At 61.3% G+C, this 19,263-nt stretch carries 15 protein-coding genes, 1 tRNA gene and 1 pseudogene; 6 read left to right on the forward strand and 11 right to left on the reverse strand.

Features of this window, described 5'->3' with window-relative positions:
* Positions 1-6: 6 nt before the first annotated feature.
* The 7 genes from ACE039_RS11595 to ACE039_RS11625 all read right to left on the reverse strand — a co-directional run bounded on the left by ACE039_RS11595 (position 7) and on the right by ACE039_RS11625 (position 8,537).
* Positions 7-1,011, reverse strand: coding sequence for a DUF4365 domain-containing protein (locus ACE039_RS11595; protein WP_183004675.1), 1,005 nt, complete (start codon positions 1,009-1,011; stop codon positions 7-9).
* Positions 1,012-1,333: 322 nt separating this feature from the next.
* Complete coding sequence (locus tag ACE039_RS11600) at positions 1,334-1,612, reverse strand: hypothetical protein (RefSeq protein WP_183004673.1); 279 nt, start codon at positions 1,610-1,612, stop codon at positions 1,334-1,336.
* 413 nt (positions 1,613-2,025) lie between these two features.
* Positions 2,026-3,792, reverse strand: coding sequence for a hypothetical protein (locus tag ACE039_RS11605; RefSeq protein WP_485822428.1), 1,767 nt, complete (start codon positions 3,790-3,792; stop codon positions 2,026-2,028).
* 1,227 nt (positions 3,793-5,019) lie between these two features.
* Complete coding sequence (locus tag ACE039_RS11610; protein WP_485822429.1) at positions 5,020-5,964, reverse strand: replication initiation protein; 945 nt, start codon at positions 5,962-5,964, stop codon at positions 5,020-5,022.
* Between the two features lie 150 nt (positions 5,965-6,114).
* The gene (locus ACE039_RS11615; RefSeq protein WP_485822430.1) at positions 6,115-7,302 is read right to left on the reverse strand and encodes a tyrosine-type recombinase/integrase; all 1,188 of its coding nucleotides are present in this window, start codon (positions 7,300-7,302) and stop codon (positions 6,115-6,117) included.
* A 248-nt stretch (positions 7,303-7,550) separates the two neighbouring features.
* A tRNA-Lys gene (locus ACE039_RS11620) sits at positions 7,551-7,626 on the reverse strand.
* Between the two features lie 164 nt (positions 7,627-7,790).
* Positions 7,791-8,537 carry an SDR family oxidoreductase gene (locus ACE039_RS11625; RefSeq protein WP_485822431.1) on the reverse strand — a complete coding sequence of 249 codons (747 nt, stop codon included), beginning with the start codon at positions 8,535-8,537 and terminating at the stop codon, positions 7,791-7,793.
* 115 nt (positions 8,538-8,652) lie between these two features.
* Here ACE039_RS11625 and ACE039_RS11630 point away from each other — a divergent pair, with 115 nt between their 5' ends.
* Positions 8,653-9,297 (forward strand): TetR/AcrR family transcriptional regulator, encoded by a 645-nt coding sequence (locus tag ACE039_RS11630; RefSeq protein ID WP_485822432.1) that lies wholly within the window; start codon positions 8,653-8,655, stop codon positions 9,295-9,297.
* 11 nt (positions 9,298-9,308) lie between these two features.
* Positions 9,309-10,904: a diguanylate cyclase gene (locus ACE039_RS11635; RefSeq protein WP_448710539.1), complete on the forward strand. Its 1,596-nt coding sequence runs from the start codon at positions 9,309-9,311 to the stop codon at positions 10,902-10,904.
* Between the two features lie 46 nt (positions 10,905-10,950).
* Here the strand turns inward: ACE039_RS11635 and ACE039_RS11640 are convergent, their stop codons facing one another.
* Positions 10,951-13,035 carry an AsmA family protein gene (locus ACE039_RS11640; RefSeq protein WP_485822433.1) on the reverse strand — a complete coding sequence of 695 codons (2,085 nt, stop codon included), beginning with the start codon at positions 13,033-13,035 and terminating at the stop codon, positions 10,951-10,953.
* A gap of 359 nt (positions 13,036-13,394) precedes the next feature.
* On the opposite strand from ACE039_RS11640, the gene ACE039_RS11645 reads away from it, so the two are divergent.
* Positions 13,395-15,350: an LTA synthase family protein gene (locus ACE039_RS11645; protein WP_485822434.1), complete on the forward strand. Its 1,956-nt coding sequence runs from the start codon at positions 13,395-13,397 to the stop codon at positions 15,348-15,350.
* Here ACE039_RS11645 and ACE039_RS11650 read toward each other — a convergent pair.
* Positions 15,304-15,939 (reverse strand): DNA-3-methyladenine glycosylase I, encoded by a 636-nt coding sequence (locus tag ACE039_RS11650; RefSeq protein WP_485822435.1) that lies wholly within the window; start codon positions 15,937-15,939, stop codon positions 15,304-15,306. The two genes, ACE039_RS11645 and ACE039_RS11650, sit on opposite strands and share 47 nt — an antisense overlap.
* 149 nt (positions 15,940-16,088) lie before the next feature.
* Between ACE039_RS11650 and ACE039_RS11655 the strand changes: the two genes are divergently transcribed.
* Positions 16,089-16,550: a YkgJ family cysteine cluster protein gene (locus ACE039_RS11655; RefSeq protein WP_313456771.1), complete on the forward strand. Its 462-nt coding sequence runs from the start codon at positions 16,089-16,091 to the stop codon at positions 16,548-16,550.
* A gap of 95 nt (positions 16,551-16,645) precedes the next feature.
* On the opposite strand, the pseudogene ACE039_RS11660 reads toward ACE039_RS11655, so the two are convergent.
* Both ACE039_RS11660 and ACE039_RS11665 read right to left on the reverse strand, forming a co-directional pair.
* Positions 16,646-17,374 (reverse strand): annotated as a pseudogene (locus ACE039_RS11660) (alpha/beta hydrolase); the annotation flags it as partial.
* Positions 17,375-17,513: 139 nt separating this feature from the next.
* Positions 17,514-18,290, reverse strand: coding sequence for a helix-turn-helix domain-containing protein (locus ACE039_RS11665; protein ID WP_485822436.1), 777 nt, complete (start codon positions 18,288-18,290; stop codon positions 17,514-17,516).
* Positions 18,291-18,398: 108 nt separating this feature from the next.
* Here ACE039_RS11665 and ACE039_RS11670 point away from each other — a divergent pair, with 108 nt between their 5' ends.
* Positions 18,399-18,839 (forward strand): transcriptional repressor, encoded by a 441-nt coding sequence (locus tag ACE039_RS11670; protein WP_448710531.1) that lies wholly within the window; start codon positions 18,399-18,401, stop codon positions 18,837-18,839.
* Positions 18,836-19,255, forward strand: a complete 420-nt coding sequence (locus ACE039_RS11675) for a hypothetical protein (RefSeq protein WP_448710530.1) — start codon at positions 18,836-18,838, stop codon at positions 19,253-19,255. The genes ACE039_RS11670 and ACE039_RS11675 overlap by 4 nt, the downstream gene beginning before the upstream one ends.
* Positions 19,256-19,263 lie beyond the last annotated feature (8 nt).

Genomic DNA, 19,263 nt, shown 5'->3' on the forward strand with positions numbered 1-19,263 from the left:
ACATCACTAATGAGGAATTTCCATTACATCCAGCACCTCAAAAGAAATTCTCTTATTTTCTTCAATCGACATGCCCAATCTGTCTGTCATCGCATTCAGTTTTGGCCAGTTGCTCTCAAGAATTTCCATCCGTTTACCGTTATCCATGGAAACCATCATAGATCGAGCGTGAGCTCCAGATTGATCAGGTACTCGTTGAGTATTACTGAGGCAAGCCATATATGCCTTAAATCCATAGGCAGGTGAGATGAGGTTGCAAAAATAAAACCAGTTAATATTTGGATCAACCTTCTTGAACCACTTGCACACCTTCCGAATTTCCCAGAGTTCCCTCCGGTCTGCATCATAGCCAGAGATGCTCAATTCGACACGGCCTTGGAATTTCCGGCACAGTGCGTCACTGGCTTCAATCCGGCGAAAAAAACTAATTACTGGGCGAACATTTCCGTCTTCAATGTCCTTCCGGTCGACGGCGTAGTGAATGAAATCGAAACGAGACAGCGTGTCATTGAAGACCCAATGCGATTTCAACCGATCTAGGTGGTCCGTGGGTGGACCCACAATTTCAAGTAGTCTCTTCTTGTCGCGTTCGAAGATGTTCTCCCTGGGAATTAACATCTTCCACCCTGTAGGAGTTCCCTCAATTCGAGACTGGCTGAAATGCTGCCAATAAGTCTTCCCGCTTGTGTCGTCATGAATGACGATCAAAACCGGCATAGGTAAATTCAAGTAGTAGTTCAGATGTTTGAGCTCGCCATAGAATGTGAAACCCGCGGCTCCGCCATCTCTAAGAAACGACTTTCCAGTCTTGATCTGAACTGCGAGGCATTGACCGGTGACAGCTCTACTGTCAGTGACTATGTCGATATAGCCATCAATGCCGAAGTCATGCTCGTTGTGATTTCGTCGAAATATCCATTCGAACTTGTTGTTCACTGTGGACGAAACAGCGTTGACGCCCGTTTCCCCAGTTCGTATGGGCTGGCGGATGCTTGGAAATCCCTCTGTCATCTAAGATCACTCTTGATATTTATTCAATTTCGGCCTCACATTCAGCGAGCCTGAATGTGTGCGATGATATCTCTCCACTCTAAGCGCTCGCTGTTCCGCAACTGCCCCGCACGCCCATAAGTTGTGTCTCGTGGCAGACTCGTAGCATTCACAAGGGCTAACCACCCGTCCACACGACGGTAGTGCTCCGGTTCCCAAATTCATTTGGGAGCAGTGTGAGAAAGACGTTGCATTTTTACGCGAATGGCGCTTCCTTAGGTTTTCTTGTGCGGCCTTATGTTGGAGGTGATGTACGCAGTTAGGCGTCCGTCTGAGCGACGAGTTAGGCTGGATCGATGACGTGTTCGTTGATCCATTCCCAAGCGTCTTCCGGGAGCCAACCCTGATACGTGCGCACGACCTTAATGACGAGAAGCCGGTCGTTCTTGTCGGTGTGCGCCAACAACCGATCAGAAAGCTGGTCCGCGCTTTCTGCTGTAGAGATTAACCACGTCGAGTCGAGGTAGTGCCACCAACTGGAAGATTTTTTCAGTTCTTCGTAGAGCGCGCTGTAGTTTTGTCCGGCCTTGTTGAGGTCATACGACACAATATATACGGTCATCAATTTTTTCCCTTCATTTGCCTACCGTAATGTACGGCTACACCGATCCGTAGCCCATCGCTAGCGCCTGCGTCTAAATCGGCCGGCCCAAAACCATAGAAACAGTTTGTATCATAACGCTATATAAATTCCCACCATTAAGGTCAGCCGTTCGCTGCCCACGTCTGTGACGTTATAGGCTCAGAACCAAAAGTCGGCGTTTACAGCGTTGGGCTATCACCGCGCTGATTGCGTGCGTTCGGGGGCCCACCGGAACACAGCTCAGGGTCGAAAACGGACCGTCGTCAACGGCTGCTTCCGGCCAGGGGCAGCCGTCACCGCAAATGAAAGCGGACGTTCAATGTGAAGGTGAGCAGCGCCTTGCCGCAACTTGTCCGAGTCCACCGACCTGTTATGCGGCATCTGCGACGCCCTCACGGACTCGCGTTCTTCTCGAAGAGTAGCTTGCCGATCCACCACACGGCGCGCCCGACGTTGTGGATATGTTGCTCGCCCTGGCGCAGGTACGAGAAATTCTCGTCGATCCCGGCGAGTTTCAGGGCGTCCCCAATCTTCGATCCAGTCGGATGCGCATCGCCGACTCTCATCTCATAAGCGCCGACTACGGGACCAAGCACCGTTCGCGCTCTATCCTCCCCGACTTGCTTGGCTAGTACGTCCTGAAGGAGTTTGTTGGAGCCAAGCTTGTCCTTCTCCTTGTGAGTCGAGAGTTTACGGAGCTCTCGAACGTTAAGGCGATCCGAAAAGACTCTGATGATCTCCTTCGCGAGACGCAGCAATGAGGCTTGGTCCTTGCTGTGAAAGCGAGATACCTGCTGCATGGCTGAATCGTCGTCGATACTGTGGCTGAACAGCTCAACCCCAAACTTGTCGCGGAAGCCCTGTTCGAGCATTCGCATGCTCACAAAGAGCAACTCTTCCACGGCATGTGTGGACGCCGGTTGCGTCTTAACTTGCGCAGATAGCAGTTCTCCTGAGACCTTTCCATCGGGAGGAACGTTGTGTGCTGCCCAGATATGCTGCTCCCACGCCGCGAGCCGAGCGATATCGTAGGCGTAGACAGTTAGCAAGTCAGCGGAATTGATACCGAAATGCGTGGCGTAGCCAGAGGTAGACCCAATGGCACCAGTCTCTGCGGTGTACCACTTGAGGGAGAAACCTCGTCGACCGAGTAGGTCGGTCACCACGCTTGTGCGAAACCATAGCCAGCGACCAATATCTTCAGAGTCGAGCACTGAGGACGCCGCCCTTGTTCCATCAGTCTCAATGATGAAGTGCGGCAAAGATTGATCGGTGTCGCCGCGAACCCGCACGCTCATGCCTCGGTGATCGATCCATTCATCTTTCCAGAACTCACCTTCAACGCGGACTCCGTCGGGCCCGGATCGGACGCCTTCCGACTGCTCGGATTCTGTGTTGTCGTCCCTCTCCGGTCCCAGCACTGGAGCGTCTTCTTCCTCATCGACATCAGTTCTCCAGATGCGGAACGACGCCCAACTTCCGCCATAGACGTCATTGAGGCTTCGAGAGAGGAGTTCAAAGCGACCGCCATCTCGATCGTCCTGATGGTTCTCCAGCCCTTCGTACTCAGTGCCTTCAAGCGAACCTACATTTTCAACACGTTGCCGATAGTAGGAGAGACGTAGCGCTAGACCTCTGGCGGCAAGATAATCAATCAGAAACTCTCGTTTGATCTCGATAAGCCGATACCTGCCATCGTCGTCCAAGAACTCGCGAGCGACGACAACGAAGTCTTCCTCCGGCCTCACCCAGTTGTTGCCTTCCTTAACTAGGCGGAGCGCGATGACAAGGTCTGGATTCAATATCCACTTTGTGCCTCCGACGACAGGCTGGTCATGCACGAATACCAGCTCAACTCCAAACGGCTCTTTGTCGTTGTACTGGTACTGGTCTACCGGCGAGTAGTAGCCATCCTCATATGCGTACGGTCGCGCGCTGTGGCCGATGCCCAGATCGCTCCAGCCCAGTGTCTCTGCGAATTCTCGGTGTTGCGGAGGGAACGCGACCGATCCACAGCCAAAGAACTCGCTGACATAGCCAACTTGAGTAACCAGAGCTTTGCCCTGCTCAGCATCTTGTGATGCGCGCAGCGGCACCCATGTCGCGTTCGCAAAGGATCGGCGCGTCTCGCGTGTTTGAAGAATCCAGTCTCTGTTCATTTTCTGGTCACTTAGAGTCAGAGGTGTTGCGCCGTCTCGGTCGGTGACCAATACGGCTGTTCAGGCCACGCCGTGGACCGCCGCAGCTTCCTTAAGCCGCAGCCCCCCCGCAAAACCTACGAAATAAACCAGGACGTGCGGGATATTCTGGACACTGACTTCTCCTGGAAGAGGCTCGCGACAAAGGTTTGCACGGGACGACCCAGTCAAAAGTACAAGTATAAGAATTCCGTGAAGCCCGTCACACGCCAACTTGCCACACTATCGATTGCTAGTAGGCGGAGACCGGAATTTCCAACAGTAGCGGGCGGCAAATCGATGGCAGCTTCAGGGTGCCGTTGCTCAACGGAGGCTCGGGGTCGGAAGCGGACGACGTCAATGGTCCTGACTGCCCTGCTCTGGCCGGGAGCTGAACGGCCTGGGATAAGCTGTTACCTGACATGGCTCGTGCATCGCACTAGAAGCTCACCCGCCTGAAGTAAGTCGGTAAGTCAACCAACCGTCATTGGGTTGGGTAAGGGATCCCCCTGCTTGTCCCACCCCACCATACGTGCAGTTCCGCATTCTGCGGCTCCCTGTGCGCCCATCCCAATGTGAGAAGGTCGTTCAGATAAACATCGAATCACTCTCGCTCAGTAACGCGCTTGATTCAGGCTTCGTGGTGGCAACCCAGTGTTAACCGCCGTATAGCGAGTCCACAAACTTGCAATAGCGATATCTATGGAGGGACCCGGTCACACCCTCACCGTTGAATAGGCGAGAAGCGCCCCAAGTTCGCTGTTACCTGATATGGTTCGTGCATCACCGAAACGCTTGCGGAAATCCGATCAAACCAAGGCGCAGAAGCTTTGTTGTCTGCCTACTGACATCAGAGAAAGCGAACCGTGCAGCGTTGTGAGTGGCGAGGCCCCATAAGCCAAAGCAGGGCTGAGCTTTGAACCACCCAAAGGAAAGGCCCACGCTATGCATGGGCCCTGTTTAACTCTTCGGAACGGCGCCCGCAAAATGCTATTCGCAAATTGCGCCTCATTGAGGCACCCCGTTCGACTGGACAGCTACGCTGAGTGACTCCAGTCCTGCTCCACAAGCTTCGACCGTAATGTCACTCCGGCCGGACTCATCGTCGATTTCAGCCTCGCCAGTATATCAACGGAGTTCGGCGAGTGCGCAGACACACGAGATCAATTGCCGTCACCATCCACAGAGGCAAATCCCGGCAGGCCCATATCAAGTCTCACCGGCTTCTTTAGCCCGCAGCCATCTGACCACGGTGGATTGGTTCACATCCAGCTGCCCTGCCACTTGCCGCGAGGTCAAACCGGAGGCGGTCAGCATCGCAGCCCTCTCCCGCAGCTCCTGAGTGGCGAACCTTCGCGCGACGCCAGAGGCCCGCCCTCGAGCCGCCTGAATAGCCCGGAAGCCACTTGGCGTAAATCGCTTCCACACCCAGCGACTGACGCTGCGTGCAATGCTCTTCACCTCTCCGAAGCCCAATGGGACCGGTAAAGTTCGGTTCAGGGATTCAGCCTCCCGCAAGAGCCATTCATAAAAAAGCTCGTCTCCTGCCGGTCGCCAGAACGCCTTTACCCGCAAGTACGCCTGCTGTCTCAAGCCTTCGAATAACCAGCAATTCCGCCCCAAGGCGGCATAGTCCGGATTGATTCGATCTGTTCGCATCTCCTCCAAGCGAGGCAGCTCAACATGCTCAGCAAGTTCACTAAGCTCGTACTCAACGTCGTTCGCGGGCTGCCATAGATGCCAGTTGGCATGCAGCGGATTCTTCGCCAAAGGCCCTCGAAACGCGCGATCAGCTACAAGCTTACGGTTGTAGGCGTACTCAATGGCCGCAAGATAAGCCAAGGGCTTTTGACGACCGGCGTCCGTCTTGCACACTGGACTGGTAAGCGCATATCCGTAGTGCGCATGGCCGTTGGAGGGATTTACGGCGACATAGGTGGGAGGGGGAAGATTACAGTCCTCCCAGGTATGAGACGCTCCCCCCTTGTCGATATCAAACTGGAGCCAGAACACATGCGCCGGCGGGTTGAGTTGAATGTAGGGTTCCGTTAAGGCAGTCGCTAAAGGCCGAACACGGCAACGGTCTTTCTCTGGTCCACACCACGGCCGACGTGGCGCAGACGCTTCAATGCGAGCAAGCAAAGCTGCTGACATGGCACGCCTAAATGACGTGCCGCAACGAAATCAATGTTTCCTAACTGAGCAGCAATATGTCCTCGCCGCTGCGGCGGGTTTTATCTTGAATGCTGGCGGGCGAGCAGACCTCTTCCGCTGCCCGCCAGCAATCCCCATCAGATGCCAAAACTAGGCAATAGCGCGAGTCCGCGATGGCATTTCACGCAAGAACTGCACTCGAATGACGTTGCTCGTGGTCGGGTCGCCGACCCGCTGAGCAGGCACACCCACCGTCGTCCCGGAAGCCAGTTCGATAGCCCTGGGCACAGCCAAAGCATTCGCCGCGCCAGGTAACGGTTCCGATCGAGCCGCCTCCACCGCACGCATTCGCGCCGCCAATTCCTGTGCAGTCGGGTTGTAGTACCTCATGGCCATTTGCAGCGTTTTCCAGCCCATGATCTTGGCCAGCTCCTGAGGCATCATGTGCGGAGCCAAGCGAGTCGCCGCTTCGTGACGAAGATCGTGAAAGTGCAAATCAAGCAAACCAGCAGCAACGCAGGCTGCCTTGAAATCGCAATCCAGCTTGCCGGTCTCGTGATAGCCCTTGATGACCTTCTCGGTCGAACGAGGAAGGCTCTGAAGGACGCGTACAGCCTCGAGATTCAAGCCCACTGATCGCTTGCTGCCATTGCGGGCCTTTGTCAGGTTCATGACGCCGCCTTTCAGATCAACCTGTGACCACTCGAGAGTCAGCAGTTCCCCGGCACGCAAACCCGTGGCAAGTGAGAGTCGAATGCATGCTTCCAGCCAAACTGGTTGGCGAACGCGCTCGTCACTGACTCCAGAGAGGAGCCGGGCTTCCTCATCCCCACGAAGCCGACGCTCACGGCCCTCGGGCGCCGAAGGCCGCCTCACGTCCTTCAAGGGATTGTCGAGTGGCCAGTTCCACTCCTTCTTGCCAATCGTGTACAGATGCGAGAGCAGCGCCAGCTCCAGCCGCACGGTGTTAGCACTGCCTACCTGTGCGGTTCGCTCATTGCGGTACTTGGCAAAGTCAGAGGACTGAAGAGTGCTCAGCTCACGCTTGGCCAGTGGATGCTTCTTCAGCAGTCGAATTCGATTGCGCTCATTGCGCTGCCCGCCTACAGCCTTGGTCGGGACGACTTCTTCCATGTAGCGGTCCAAGGCGTCGCCGAGGGTCAGTTTCGCGACGGGGCGCAGGTCTCTGAATTTCCCCTCGTCCATTTGCCCCTCGTGCTTTCGCACCCACCGTTCGGCGTCGTCTTTGGTCAAGAACGTCTGGGTTTGCCGCGGGAAGCCTTTACGGCGAATGTCGGCCTGGTACTGGTATTCACCGCGCTTCTGAATGTTAGCCATGCTGCTTATCTCACAATTTGAGGATTGAGGTATAAGCGCCAACGCGGGAGGGCCCTTGCTTCACGGGCTCCGATTCGCCGAAAACTGCCAGCAAATGGAGGCAGAAATTTTTTCTGTAACAGCGCTCGAAGGTCGCTGCCAGAGTCCGCCAAAACACCGAAGTGCGTTAGAAGTGCGGTCAAAATTCCCAGAAAGCAAAAAGCCCACCGTTTCCGGTGGGCTAAGCGCTTGATACTACTAGAGAATTCTGGTGGGCTGTGAGTGGCTCGAACACTCGACCTACGGATTAAGAGTCCGCTGCTCTACCAACTGAGCTAACAGCCCTGCAATCCACTCATTTCCGATTCGTTTTCAACTGCGCTTTACCGTTGCCGGTGCGGTGCCGCTGTCTGCGTTTCGTTATGTGTGCAGTGCGAAGAAGCAAGATTATATGTAGGTTTTTTGGTTTGTGCAAGTCATGTGCCAAAAAACTTTTCACGCCGGCCGCATCACGCGGCGTAGCCGCCGTCCACCGCCAGGCTCGCGCCCGTGATGTAGCGCCCCTCGGGGCCCGCCAGGAACGCCACCATGCCGGCGATGTCGCGGGTTTCGCCATAGTGCGGCAGGGACAGCACGGCCACCAATTCGCCCACGCGCTCGCCGTCCGCCGGATTCATATCCGTGTTGATCGGGCCGGGATGCACGACGTTGACGGTGATGCCGCGCGTGCCAAGGTCGCGCGCCAGGCCTTGCGTCAATCCGACCAGCGCAGACTTGCTGGCGGCATACAGCGCGACGCCGGCTCGACCCGCGCGGCCGGCCAGGCAACTGCCGATATTGATGATGCGGCCGCCGTCCGGCATGGACGCCTGTGCCGTGCGGATCGCGACGAAAGGCGCGCGAACGTTGATGTCCATCGTGCGCTCGTAGTCGTCCACGCTGGTGTCGCCAATCAGGCCCGCGACGAAGATCCCCGCGTTGTTGACCAGCACATCCACCGGGCCCAGTTCCTTGATCGCTGCTTCCACTGCCTGCCGCACCGCCAGCGCGTCTTCGGAATCGGCCTGGATCGCAAGCGCGCGGCGCCCCTCCACGGTCAGTTCCCCGGCAAGCGCCTGCGCGGCGTCGGCGGACGACGCGCTGACATAGGTGAACGCCACATCGGCGCCATCGGCGGCCAGTCGCCGCACGATGGCCGCGCCGATGCCTCGGCTGCCGCCGGTCACGAATGCCACTTTTCCAGTCAGGTTGCCCATCGCTCTTCCTTAATTTGTAGTGATCAGTACAAATATCATCGCCGTATCGCGACGCGGGCGTCAATCATTTTTTTATCGATCAACACAAAATTACTGTCATGGGTAAAATCGCCGCATGGCAGAACGTGGGCGCCCCCGGAGCTTCGACCGGGCCCAGGCCTTGCAAAAGGCCATGGAAATCTTCTGGTCGAAGGGATATGAAGGAGCATCGCTAACCGATCTGACGGAGGCGATGGGCATCAACTCGCCCAGCCTTTACGGCGCGTTCGGCTCAAAAGAAGGACTATTCCGCGAAGCCGTCGAGCTCTACCGCCAAACAGAGGGCGGCTCGTCGCGGCGCGCGTTGCAGAACGCGCCCACGGCGCGCGGTGGCATCGAGTCCATGCTGATGGCCGCAGCCGAACGCTTCACCGCCCCCGGCCAGCCGCCAGGCTGCATGATCGTGCTGGGCGCGCCGTCGGGCAGCGTCAACCACGCCAGCGTGGGCAGCTTTCTGTGCGACAACCGGCGCGACATGCAGGGCCGCATCCTGGCCCGCCTGAACGCGGGCGTCGCTCAAGGCGAATTGCCGGCAGGCGCCGATACGAAGAGCCTTGCGGCCTTCTACACGACCGTGCTGCACGGCATGTCCATCCAGGCGCGCGACGGCGCCACCCGCAAGACGCTGCAAGGCGTGGCGCGCCAAGCCATGTGCGCCTGGGATGCCCTGACCGCAGGCCCGCCGCTTTCCGGCCTTGCGCCGGCCAGCGCCCGCGGCTGACGGATACCGTCATGTTCCGCATCGACCTTCGGCGCCTCATCCTGTGGATCAGCCTGCTGTCGGTCGTCCTGGTGTTGGCCGGGGGCCTGCACGCCAGCTATCTGGTACAGCGCGACCTGCTCCTGCACAACGCGCTGGAGGTCAACCGCGCCTATGCCTCCAAACTGGCGTCCACCACCGATACCTTTCTCAGCGATGTGCGGCGTTATCTGGCGTACAGCGCCGACGTGCTCGCCGACATGGAATCCCGCCCCGGGCTGATGGCCGAAGAGACGCGGCGCCAGCAGGGACAACTGGGCCATTTCAATTCCAGCGTCATCGTATCGCCGGCCGGCAAAGTGATCGCGGTGTCCTCTGCCTACCCGGAATTGCTTGGCCAGCAGTTGACCAGCGACGCCTCCGAGACCGCGATCCGTACCAAGCAACCGATCATCAGCGAGCCCTACCAGACCGCCACCGGCCGCTGGCTGATCCTGTATTCGTACCCTATCTTCTCGCGCGACTACCGTTATCTTGGCTACATCGCCGGTACGCTGTACCTGCATGAGGACAATGCGCTGGACCGCCTGCTGGGCCACCATTTCTATCGCGACGATTCCTCCCTGTACGTCATGGACCGCAACGGCACGCTGATCTATCACCCCGATCGCAGCCAGCTGGGACACAAAGCACCCGACGACGAGGTCTTCGCGGCGGCCCGCCGGGGCGAAACCGGAGAACAGCGCTTCACGGACAGCCAGGGACGCGACATGCTGGCAGGCTATGCGCCGGTGCCCAGCACAGGCTGGAGCCTGATCGCGCAACGTCCGGTGGCCAGCACCCTGCAACCCTTGAGCGACCTGGTCATGGCCACCGCTGCAAACGCCCTGCCCCTGCTGTTGCTGTCGGTGGTATTGATCTGGCTGCTGTCGCGCTGGATCGCGCGGCCGCTGGGCGAATTGGCCAGCATCGCCCGCCACATGCAGGATCCCGATTCAGCGGCGCGCATCCGCGGCGTCCGCTCCTGGTACTTCGAAGCCGCGCAACTCAAGCGGGCGCTGCTCACGGGATTGGCGTCGATTCATCACAAGATCCGCGATCTGCGCCGCGAAACCACGACGGATACCTTGACGGGTCTGCTCAACCGTCGTGGTCTGGACGAAGCGCTGGCGATGCTGCAGGCCGACGAGTCGCCCGTAGCGTTGATGGTCATCGACATCGACCACTTCAAGCGCATCAACGACCGCTACGGCCACACCGCCGGCGACCAGGCGCTGCAGGCCCTGGCCACGCTGATGAGCGAAGGTTCGCGTAGCGGCGACACGCTGGCGCGATCCGGCGGAGAGGAATTCGTCATCTTGATGCCGGGCGTATCGCTCACCGCGGCCGTCTCCGCCGCGGAGCGCCTGCGCCAGCGGCTGGCCTCGCAGCCCGCCCCCGGCGCCATGGGTTCGCCCATCACGGTCTCGGTGGGCGTGGCGCGATACCCCGACCACGGCGTCTCGCTGAATGCCGTCTTCCAACGCGCAGACCAAGCGCTCTACTACGCGAAGAACCACGGCCGCAACGCCGTGTGCGTGGCCGACGACGACGTACACGGCGGTTCGCGCGGCGCGTCGCCGGGCTGACCGGCGCTTGCCAGCGTCCTTGCCAGCCTTCGCTGCCGGCTTTTCCTTACTTCCCCTTGGGCGCGGCGGGCGCCGGCGCCTTGGGCGGCTTGCGCATCTGCTCCAGCAAAGGCGCGCAGGCGTTCTCGTCGGTGGTGCTGGGCGCGATCAGCGCCAGCAAGCCGGCCGCGGGCGTCAACAACACGCCCAATGCCACCATGCCCGCCCCGCGCGCCGCCAGCGGCAGGACATGCACGCCCACGTCCGGCGAGCCAAAGGTGCCGCGCACATACAGCGGCGAACGCAACGAGAAGATGCGGAATCCCTTGCTGTCCGGCGTAATGTCCATGTCCATCGTTTCGTTCTTGAAGTCGGCCGTGCCGGTGATGCTGATCAGCGCGTTCTCGGTATCGAACACGAACACGCGCGGCGTCATCACGCCGTTCTTCATGGCCAGATCGGCCGCCCCGCAATTGATCTTCACTTCATCGTCGCCGAACAACTTGGACACCACGTAGTTGCCCACGTTCAGCCCCGCGATTTCCATCAGGCTGCGGCTGATGACGCCGTCATTGACCAGCATCTTCACGTCGCCCGTCGCCGAGCCCAGCAAGGCGGCCACCGAGTTGCCGGTGCCGCTGATCGCCAGATCGCCATTCAGTTCGCCCAGGGTCTTCTGCATGGCCTGCGTCGCCGGGAACAATTGCTTCAGGCGCATGCGGCGGGCGTGCAGGTCAACGCGCCCCGTCAGCGCTTCGCTGGCGCCGTCCAGCTTGATGGTGCCGTTGATGCTGCCACCGGCGATGCCGAACCGGAACGGGTCCAGCGTCAGCTTCCCATCTTGCAGCACCACGTGCACCGACAGGTCCGACAACGGCAGCTTGCTGTCATGCACGATGCGCCCCGCATCCAGCGTGACGTCGGCGTCCATGTCGCGCCAGCGGTCGGTGCGGAAGGCCTGCGTGGGCAGCACCTTGCCGCCCTTGGGCTTGGCGGGCGCGTCCTTGGCGCGGTCGGCGGGCGCCGCCGACGTACCACCGGCGGGCACGCCGATCAGCGGCCCCAGGTCGACCATGCGCAGTTGCTTGGACGACAGCTTGCCGCTCAGCTTCGGCCGCGGCGCGCCCAGTGCAAAGGTGATGTCGCCATGCAGGTCGCTGTTGCCGACCTTGCCGTTGAAATCCTTGTAGTCGAACACGGCGCCGCCCGGGTTCTGCAATTTGGCGACCAGATGCCCGTCGGTGGAATAAGGCGGCGTGTCCGGCAACGTCACGCCCGTCAACGGATACAGCTGCGCCATCGACGCGCCCGACAGCTTCAGCCGCAAATCCAGCGCGCCCAGATTGGCCGGGTCCGTCAACGTCCCCGTCACGGCCGCCTTGGTACCTCCGATCGCGACATCCGCCTGCACCGGGAACGGCTGCCTGGCATCCTGCAAGGCAAGCATTCCGCCCACCTTGCCTTCTCCCTTGGTGGCCAGCCCCTTGAACTTGCCATCTACTTTCCAGCCGAACACGTAATCACGGGGCGCGGACGCCGCGCCGTCTTCCGGCACGAACGCGGCGCCCGCCACATCCGCGAACGGCACCGGTTTGCCCAGCGGATCCACCAGCACGGTCAGGTCGGCCTTGAGGATCTCGTCGACCAGCCCGACTCGCCCCTTGTCGAATCCGATTTCGTTGATGTCCAGCACCCAGGGCGAGGGCTCGCCGGTATCCGGCATGGTGAAGACCCAATTGGCGCGGCCGTCGGCCAACCGTTCCAGGTCGGCGGCGGGTTCGGTCAGCTGGATGCGCCGGATGACGACCCGCTGGCTCAAGAGCGGCAGCGGCGCAAGGCTGAACTCGCCGCGCTTGAGGGTGGCGAATTCAGGGGCTTTGGCCCACGGCGCGTTGCCTACCGAGATGTCGTTGGCGATGATGCGCGGCCATGGCACCCAGGCGCGCCATCCGCCTTCATCCAACTGGCGCTCCCATTTGACGCTCAGGTCGCCATTGATGGCGAAAGGACGCCCGATGGCAGCGCTGGCGCGCTCGTTGATCATAGGTTTGGCCCGGTTCCAGTCGAAAGTGGCGATCACCACTCCCAGCACCAGCACGACGAGGGCCAGACCCCCTACAATCCCGATCGCTATTTTTCTTGTGCGCGTCATGGTTATTATCCTTGGCGTTGTGGCCAGCCTACGGCCGCTGGCCCTCTGTTACCTGCAAGGGTATCGCGGCCCACTGCAAGGGTTAAGCTCGCCGGCCCCATAATGTGTGCGGATCTTTCCGCCAGCCAGGCTGGCGGGCGGCTCACGCCGCGCTGCGACCCATCGCCGCCTGGGGGTTTGCGCAGCACGCCGTGTTCCCGGCCCCGGCGCCCGGCAGTTACAAAGCGAAATGGCTATGAATGCCGGAACAGTGACCGGAATGCAGTAGCTCACTGAATTTTCAACGCGCCCTCTGCTCCAATGCGCGGACGATCGATTCCGCCCCACCGGGTCGGATAGCAGAACAACCTGGAGGCCTGATGCGGCATTCAACCTTGATTTTCGTGGTCGCGGCGTTTGCGCTGTTGACGCTGAGCCGCCTGGCGCTGGCTGCCTGGCAATGGCCGCGCGTGCGCAACGCCGGCGGCCTGTTCCCGCTGCTGCTGGGCGGCTTGCGCATCGACGCGCATCAGATCGCCGTGTTGGCCGCGCTGCCCGCCGTGCTGTCGCCCTTGCTGGGGCACTTCGCCATCGCCGCGACAATCACGGGCTATTGGTATCTGGCGGCCTTCATTCTGCTGGCCTTCCTGGAGGTGGCGTCGCCCCCGTTCATCGTGGAATACGACACGCGGCCCAACCGGCTGTTCGTGGAATACCTGAAGCACCCGCGCGAAGTCTCCGGCATGCTTTGGCGCGGATACAAGCTGGCGCTGCTGGGTGGCCTGGGCGGCGTAGCGCTGATCGGCTGGGGCGCGTATGGATTGTTCGGCCATGCCCAGCCCGATGCGCAACTTACGTGGTGGCAGATGCCGCTTGCCAGCGTGGCCATCCTGGCCATCGTTATCCTTGCCATCCGCGGCACGCTGGGCCACCGCCCCATCAATCCGTCCTCGGTCGCCTACAGCTCCGACGGCATGCTCAACACGCTGGCCCTGAACTCGCTCTACAACGTGTTCTATGCCATCTACAGCATGAAGAACGAGAAGTCGGCATCGGACGTTTACGGCGGCATGGATGACGCCAAGATGCACGATCTGGTGCTGGCGCAATCCGGGCTACCCAATCCGCCCGCCAACCCCGACTACCCCAGCCTGCACCACCAGGCCGCCACGCGCAAGACGCCGCGCCCGCTTAACCTGGTGATCATCCTGGAAGAAAGCCTGGGCGCGCAGTACAGCGCCGACCTGGGCGGCGCCAACCTGACGCCCGAGCTGGACGCGTTGGCGCGGGAGTCCTGGACGTTCACGCGCGCCTACGCCACCGGCACGCGCTCGGTACGCGGGCTGGAAGCGGTCGTGACCGGGTTCCTGCCCACCCCGGCGCAAGCCGTGCTGAAGCTGCCCCGTTCGCAGCGCGGGTTTTTCTCGCTGGCCGACCTGCTGGGCCGCCACGGCTACCACTCGCGCTTCATCTATGGCGGCGAATCGCACTTCGACAACATGAAGGGCTTTTTCCTGGGCAACGGTTTCAAGCAGATCGTTGACCGTGCCGACTTCGTCGACCCCGCCTTCGTGGGCACCTGGGGCGCGTCGGACGAAGACATGTTCAACCAACTGGACAGGCTGCTGCGCGAAGACGCCGACCAGCCCACGTTCACGCTGGCGTTCAGCGTATCGAACCATTCGCCTTGGGAATACCCCGCCGGCCGCATTCAGACGGAAGGCAACCCAGCCACGGTGGAAAACACCGTGCGCTATGCGGATTGGGCACTGGGCCGCTTCTTTGAACGCGCCAAAGCATCGCCCTATTGGGAAAATACGGTCTTCCTGGTGGCCGCCGACCACGATTCCCGCGTGTTTGGCGCCAGCCTGGTGCCGGTGCGCCACTTTCATATCCCCGCCGTGATCCTGGGCGCGGGTATCGAAGCGCGCCGCGACGACCGCCTGATCAGCCAGATCGACCTGCCGCCGACCCTGCTGTCACTGATTGGCGTGGATACCGAACACCCGATGATCGGCCACGATCTGACGCGCAGCACGCCGGGCCGCGCCATCATGCAGTACGACAGCACCTACGGCTATCTGAAGGAAAACGATCTGCTGGTGCTGGCGCCCAACAAGACGCCCCTGCAATACCGCTACACCGCCCCGGAAGACTACGCGCCCGTGGCGTTGAACCCCGAGCTGGCGACCGAAGCGCTGGCGCACGCGCTTTGGCCCAGCTGGGCCTACCGTGAAGGCCGCTACAGCTTGCCGGGCATTGTGCCCGAGCAGGCCGCCGCGCCCACCACTACACCGACCGCCGGTCCGCCGGCCGCCGGTCCGCCGGCCGCTTGAAGTCCCGCCGCGCGTTTTCGCTAAGCGCGTGGCAATGGCACCCCGGGTTGTGATCGTTCACCATGCCCACCGACTGCATGAATGCGTAGACGGTGGTGGGCCCCACGAACTTCCAGCCCAGTTTCTTCAGCGCCTTGGACAAGGCCACGGATTGCTCGGACGTTGAAGCGCCCAACGTCGAGGCGGCGCCGGTTGGGGCTTCGAAGCGCCAGAAGAACGCCGCCAGCGAGCCTTCTTTTTCAATCATTTCCAGGGCGCGGGCCGCGTTGTTGATCACGGCTTCGATCTTGCCGCGATGCCGGACGATGCCGGCGTCGGCCAGCAACGCCAGCACTTGCGGTTCGCCGAACCGCGCCACCTTGGCGGGGTCGAAATCGGCGAAGCCGCGCCGGAATGCCTGACGCTTGTTCAGGATGGTGCGCCAGCTAAGGCCCGACTGGAACCCTTCCAGGGAAAGCTGTTCGAACAAGGCGCGGTCATCGCCTTGCGGACGCCCCCATTCTTGGTCGTGATAAGCCATGTATTCGGCGGATGTATCCACCCAGCCGCAACGGGCCAGGCCGTCGGGGAAATCGGTTTTAGCGTTCAAGGCGTTGCTCCAGGCGGCAGTCAGGCCACCGATGCTACCCCAGCAACGTCCCCGAAAAAAGTCGTAGCGGCCGCAGTCCGAATCCCGCTACTATTTGCGCCCTGATCCCGCGCCGGCCGCGGCCTGGACAGGCTTTCGAATTGCTCCCCATGTCCCTGCTCGAGACCGCTGTCCTGACGTTCGTGTCACCCGCCGTGCTGGCCGGTGACCATCCCGACGCAAACCCCTGCCTTGATTGCGGCGCCTGCTGCTCGCACTTCAGGGTGTCGTTCTATTGCGGGGAACTGGCTGGCGAAAACGGCGGCCACGTCCCCGTGGAACTGGTCACCCAGATGAGTCCGCTGCGCGCCTGCATGAAGGGCACCGAGATGGGCGGCGGCCGCTGCATATCGCTGCGCGGCGAACTCGGCCAGCCCGGCATCCACTGCGCCATCTACGAGAACCGCCCCACGCCCTGCCGGGAATTCGACATCTGGATGCCGGACGGCTCGCCCAACCCTGATTGCCAGCGCCTGCGTATCGGGCTGGGCTTGCCGCCGGTGCCGCCGCGCCCGGATGCGGAAAACGATCCGCAAGGCCCGCTGCTTCCGGACCAGCCCGCCGCGGCCTGATCCGGCGCGCTGGCCATCGCCGGCCGCTTGCGTACCCGCACCAGCTCTGGATCCTTGCCCAGAAAGGCCAGCACGTCGCGCATGACGCGGTCGCGCTCATGGTCCACGCAGATCATGTGATAGCTGTCTTGCAGCATCACTACCGTCGCGCCGGGAATGCGCGAACCCAGGAAGCGCGCCGACCGCGGACTGGTCAGCTCGTCTTCTTCGGCGTGCATGATCAGCGTCGGGCAATCCAGTTGCCACAACCCTTGCTGCACCATGCCGCGCAGGCGGTCCACCTGCCGCACGCAAGCCAGCGGCACCCACTGGTAATGGAACCCGTCGCCGCGCGCAAAACCCGCTTTGATGAAGGCGCGCACCAGCTCGCTTTTCACGCCGTAAGGGTCTTCTTCCTGAACCCGGATCCGCCGCGGCACCCCCGGCACGTAATACAGCAGATACCGCAGGCCGCGATACCACGGCGTGCTCCAGCCATCCAGGAACACGGGCGCCGACAGCGCCACCAGCGCGCCCCGCGTGTGCGATTCACGCTTGCAGAGTTCCACGGCCAACAACGCCCCCAGGCACATGCCGATCACGTGGACCACCTCGTACCGCGCGCACAGCTCCCGATAACGCCGCGTCACCACGTCCATCCAGTCTTCCACCCGCACGTCCAGCAGGTCTTCCGGTTGGCCGGCGTGGCCGGGCAACGTCACGCCGTGCGTCTCCACGCCGGCGCGCGCCAGCACCTTATGCAGCCCGCCCATATCGAATTCCGTACCGCCCAACCCATGGATAAGCAACGCGCCGGTGCGCCGCGGCCTCAAAAGGTCATTCATTTCTCACCTCAAGAACATCTCGGTGGACGAACGAACCCCTGCCCACCCCGTGCCGCCATACTAGGGACGGGGCGCAAATGAAGATCCGCAAAAATGTCGGAGAAACGTGAAGATGCGTAAAGGCGGCACGGCCGCCCGGCTAGCGGTCCGCCAGGTAGCGGGTCGGCGTCATGCCGAAAGCGCTGCGGAAGCTGCCGATGAACGCGCTGGTGCTTTCATAACCCACCGACAGCGCGGCCTCGGTGACGGAGCCGCCTCGGCTCAGCATCTCCAGGGCGCGCAACAGTCGCGCCTGCTGCCGCCATTGGCCCAGCGTCACCCCGGTTTCTTGCCGGAACCGGCGCATCAAGGTCCGCGACGACATGTTCAAGCGCTGCGCCCATTCGTCGATGCCGGCGGTATCGTCCGGCGTGTCCAGCAAGGTATTGGCCAGGTCCTGCAAGCGCGGATCGTCGGGCATGGGCAACAGCTGGGGCGCATGCTCGCGCTGCGCCAGCTCTTGCAGCAGCACGTCGAACAACTGCTGCTGGTAGGCGGCCGAGACCGCGCCGTCCTGGTTGCTGGTGAACCGGTCGATCAGGGCTTCGATCAGTTTGGACGACGGCCAGGAACGGCAGTGTGGCGGCAGCCGGCCGCAGACGTCGCGCCGCACATACAGGAATGAGCCTCGCGCATTGCCAAACCAGCGCGCGCCATGCGGCGTGCCCGGCGGGATCCAGCCCAGGCTGCCCGGCATCACGGTCCAGACCTCCGCCCCGGCCTGCACCAACACCAGCCCTTCGTGCACCAGCACCAGCATGCCCTCGTCATGGACATGCGAGGGCACCGCAATGCCTTTGGTTTCGCGGCGGCCTTGCACGCGGAACGGGGTCAGCAGCACGTCGGGAAGCGGGTCGGCGATAGCCACATGAAGCATGGTTGGCAGGTTTGAGCTACAGGTTGACGGGTTCCCGTTAGCGGGTTCAGTTGAAAATGTACATCATTCTCATCAGTCGGGCATCAGCCCCCCGAACGGAGAAACCACATGGACACCACGCGGCTGCGCGACGCCGGCATCAAAGCCACCTTCCCCCGTCTGAAGATCCTGGACATCTTCTATCAACACGCCAATCAGCACATGAGCGCGGCAGACGTCTACCGCAGCCTCATCTCGGACCGCAGCAGCATCGGCCTGGCGACGGTTTATCGCGTGATTACGCAACTTGAGGACGCCGGGCTACTCAAACGTACTCAGCTCGATGCGCACATCACCGTATTCGAGCTCAACGACAAAGGGCACCACGACCATATGGTCTGCACGCATTGCGGGCAGATCCTGGAATCCAGCGATCCCGCCATGGCGCAATTGGTCAGGAAGATCGCCAAGCGCAGCGGCTTCGCGCTGGATTCCTACAGCCTGGTGCTCTACGGCGGCTGCGGCTGCAAGCCCGGCGCGCCCGCTCAACCCCACGGAGAATTCGAATGAACCGCGATCAATTTTTCTTCCACGACCTATCCCAGTTCCCGATCGTCACCGCCAAGCACGGCGGCGCGCCCAAAGGCTATTCGGCAAGCTGGATCCGCGAAATGGAACTGCTGGTGAATAACCCCCAGACCTTCGTCATGGTCGTGCCCGACATGCGCCACGAAGCCGGCCATGACGACCGCAAGGCCATGATCGAATGGCAGACGACCAATATGCCGCGCCTGAAGGCGCGCTGCCGGGCCTTTATCGCCGTCGAACGCGACACGGATGCGCTGGACAAGGTCCGCAAACAGGGCGAAAAAATGGCCCGCGCGTTCGGCATGCCGTTCCTGGCGGTCGCCACCCCCGGCGAAGCGATGCAATGCGCGCGCGAGCTCTTGGGACACAGCGGCCCCGGCGGCTTCATCGTGGACTAAGCCACGGG

Source organism: Achromobacter maghribensis (genome assembly GCF_057334215.1).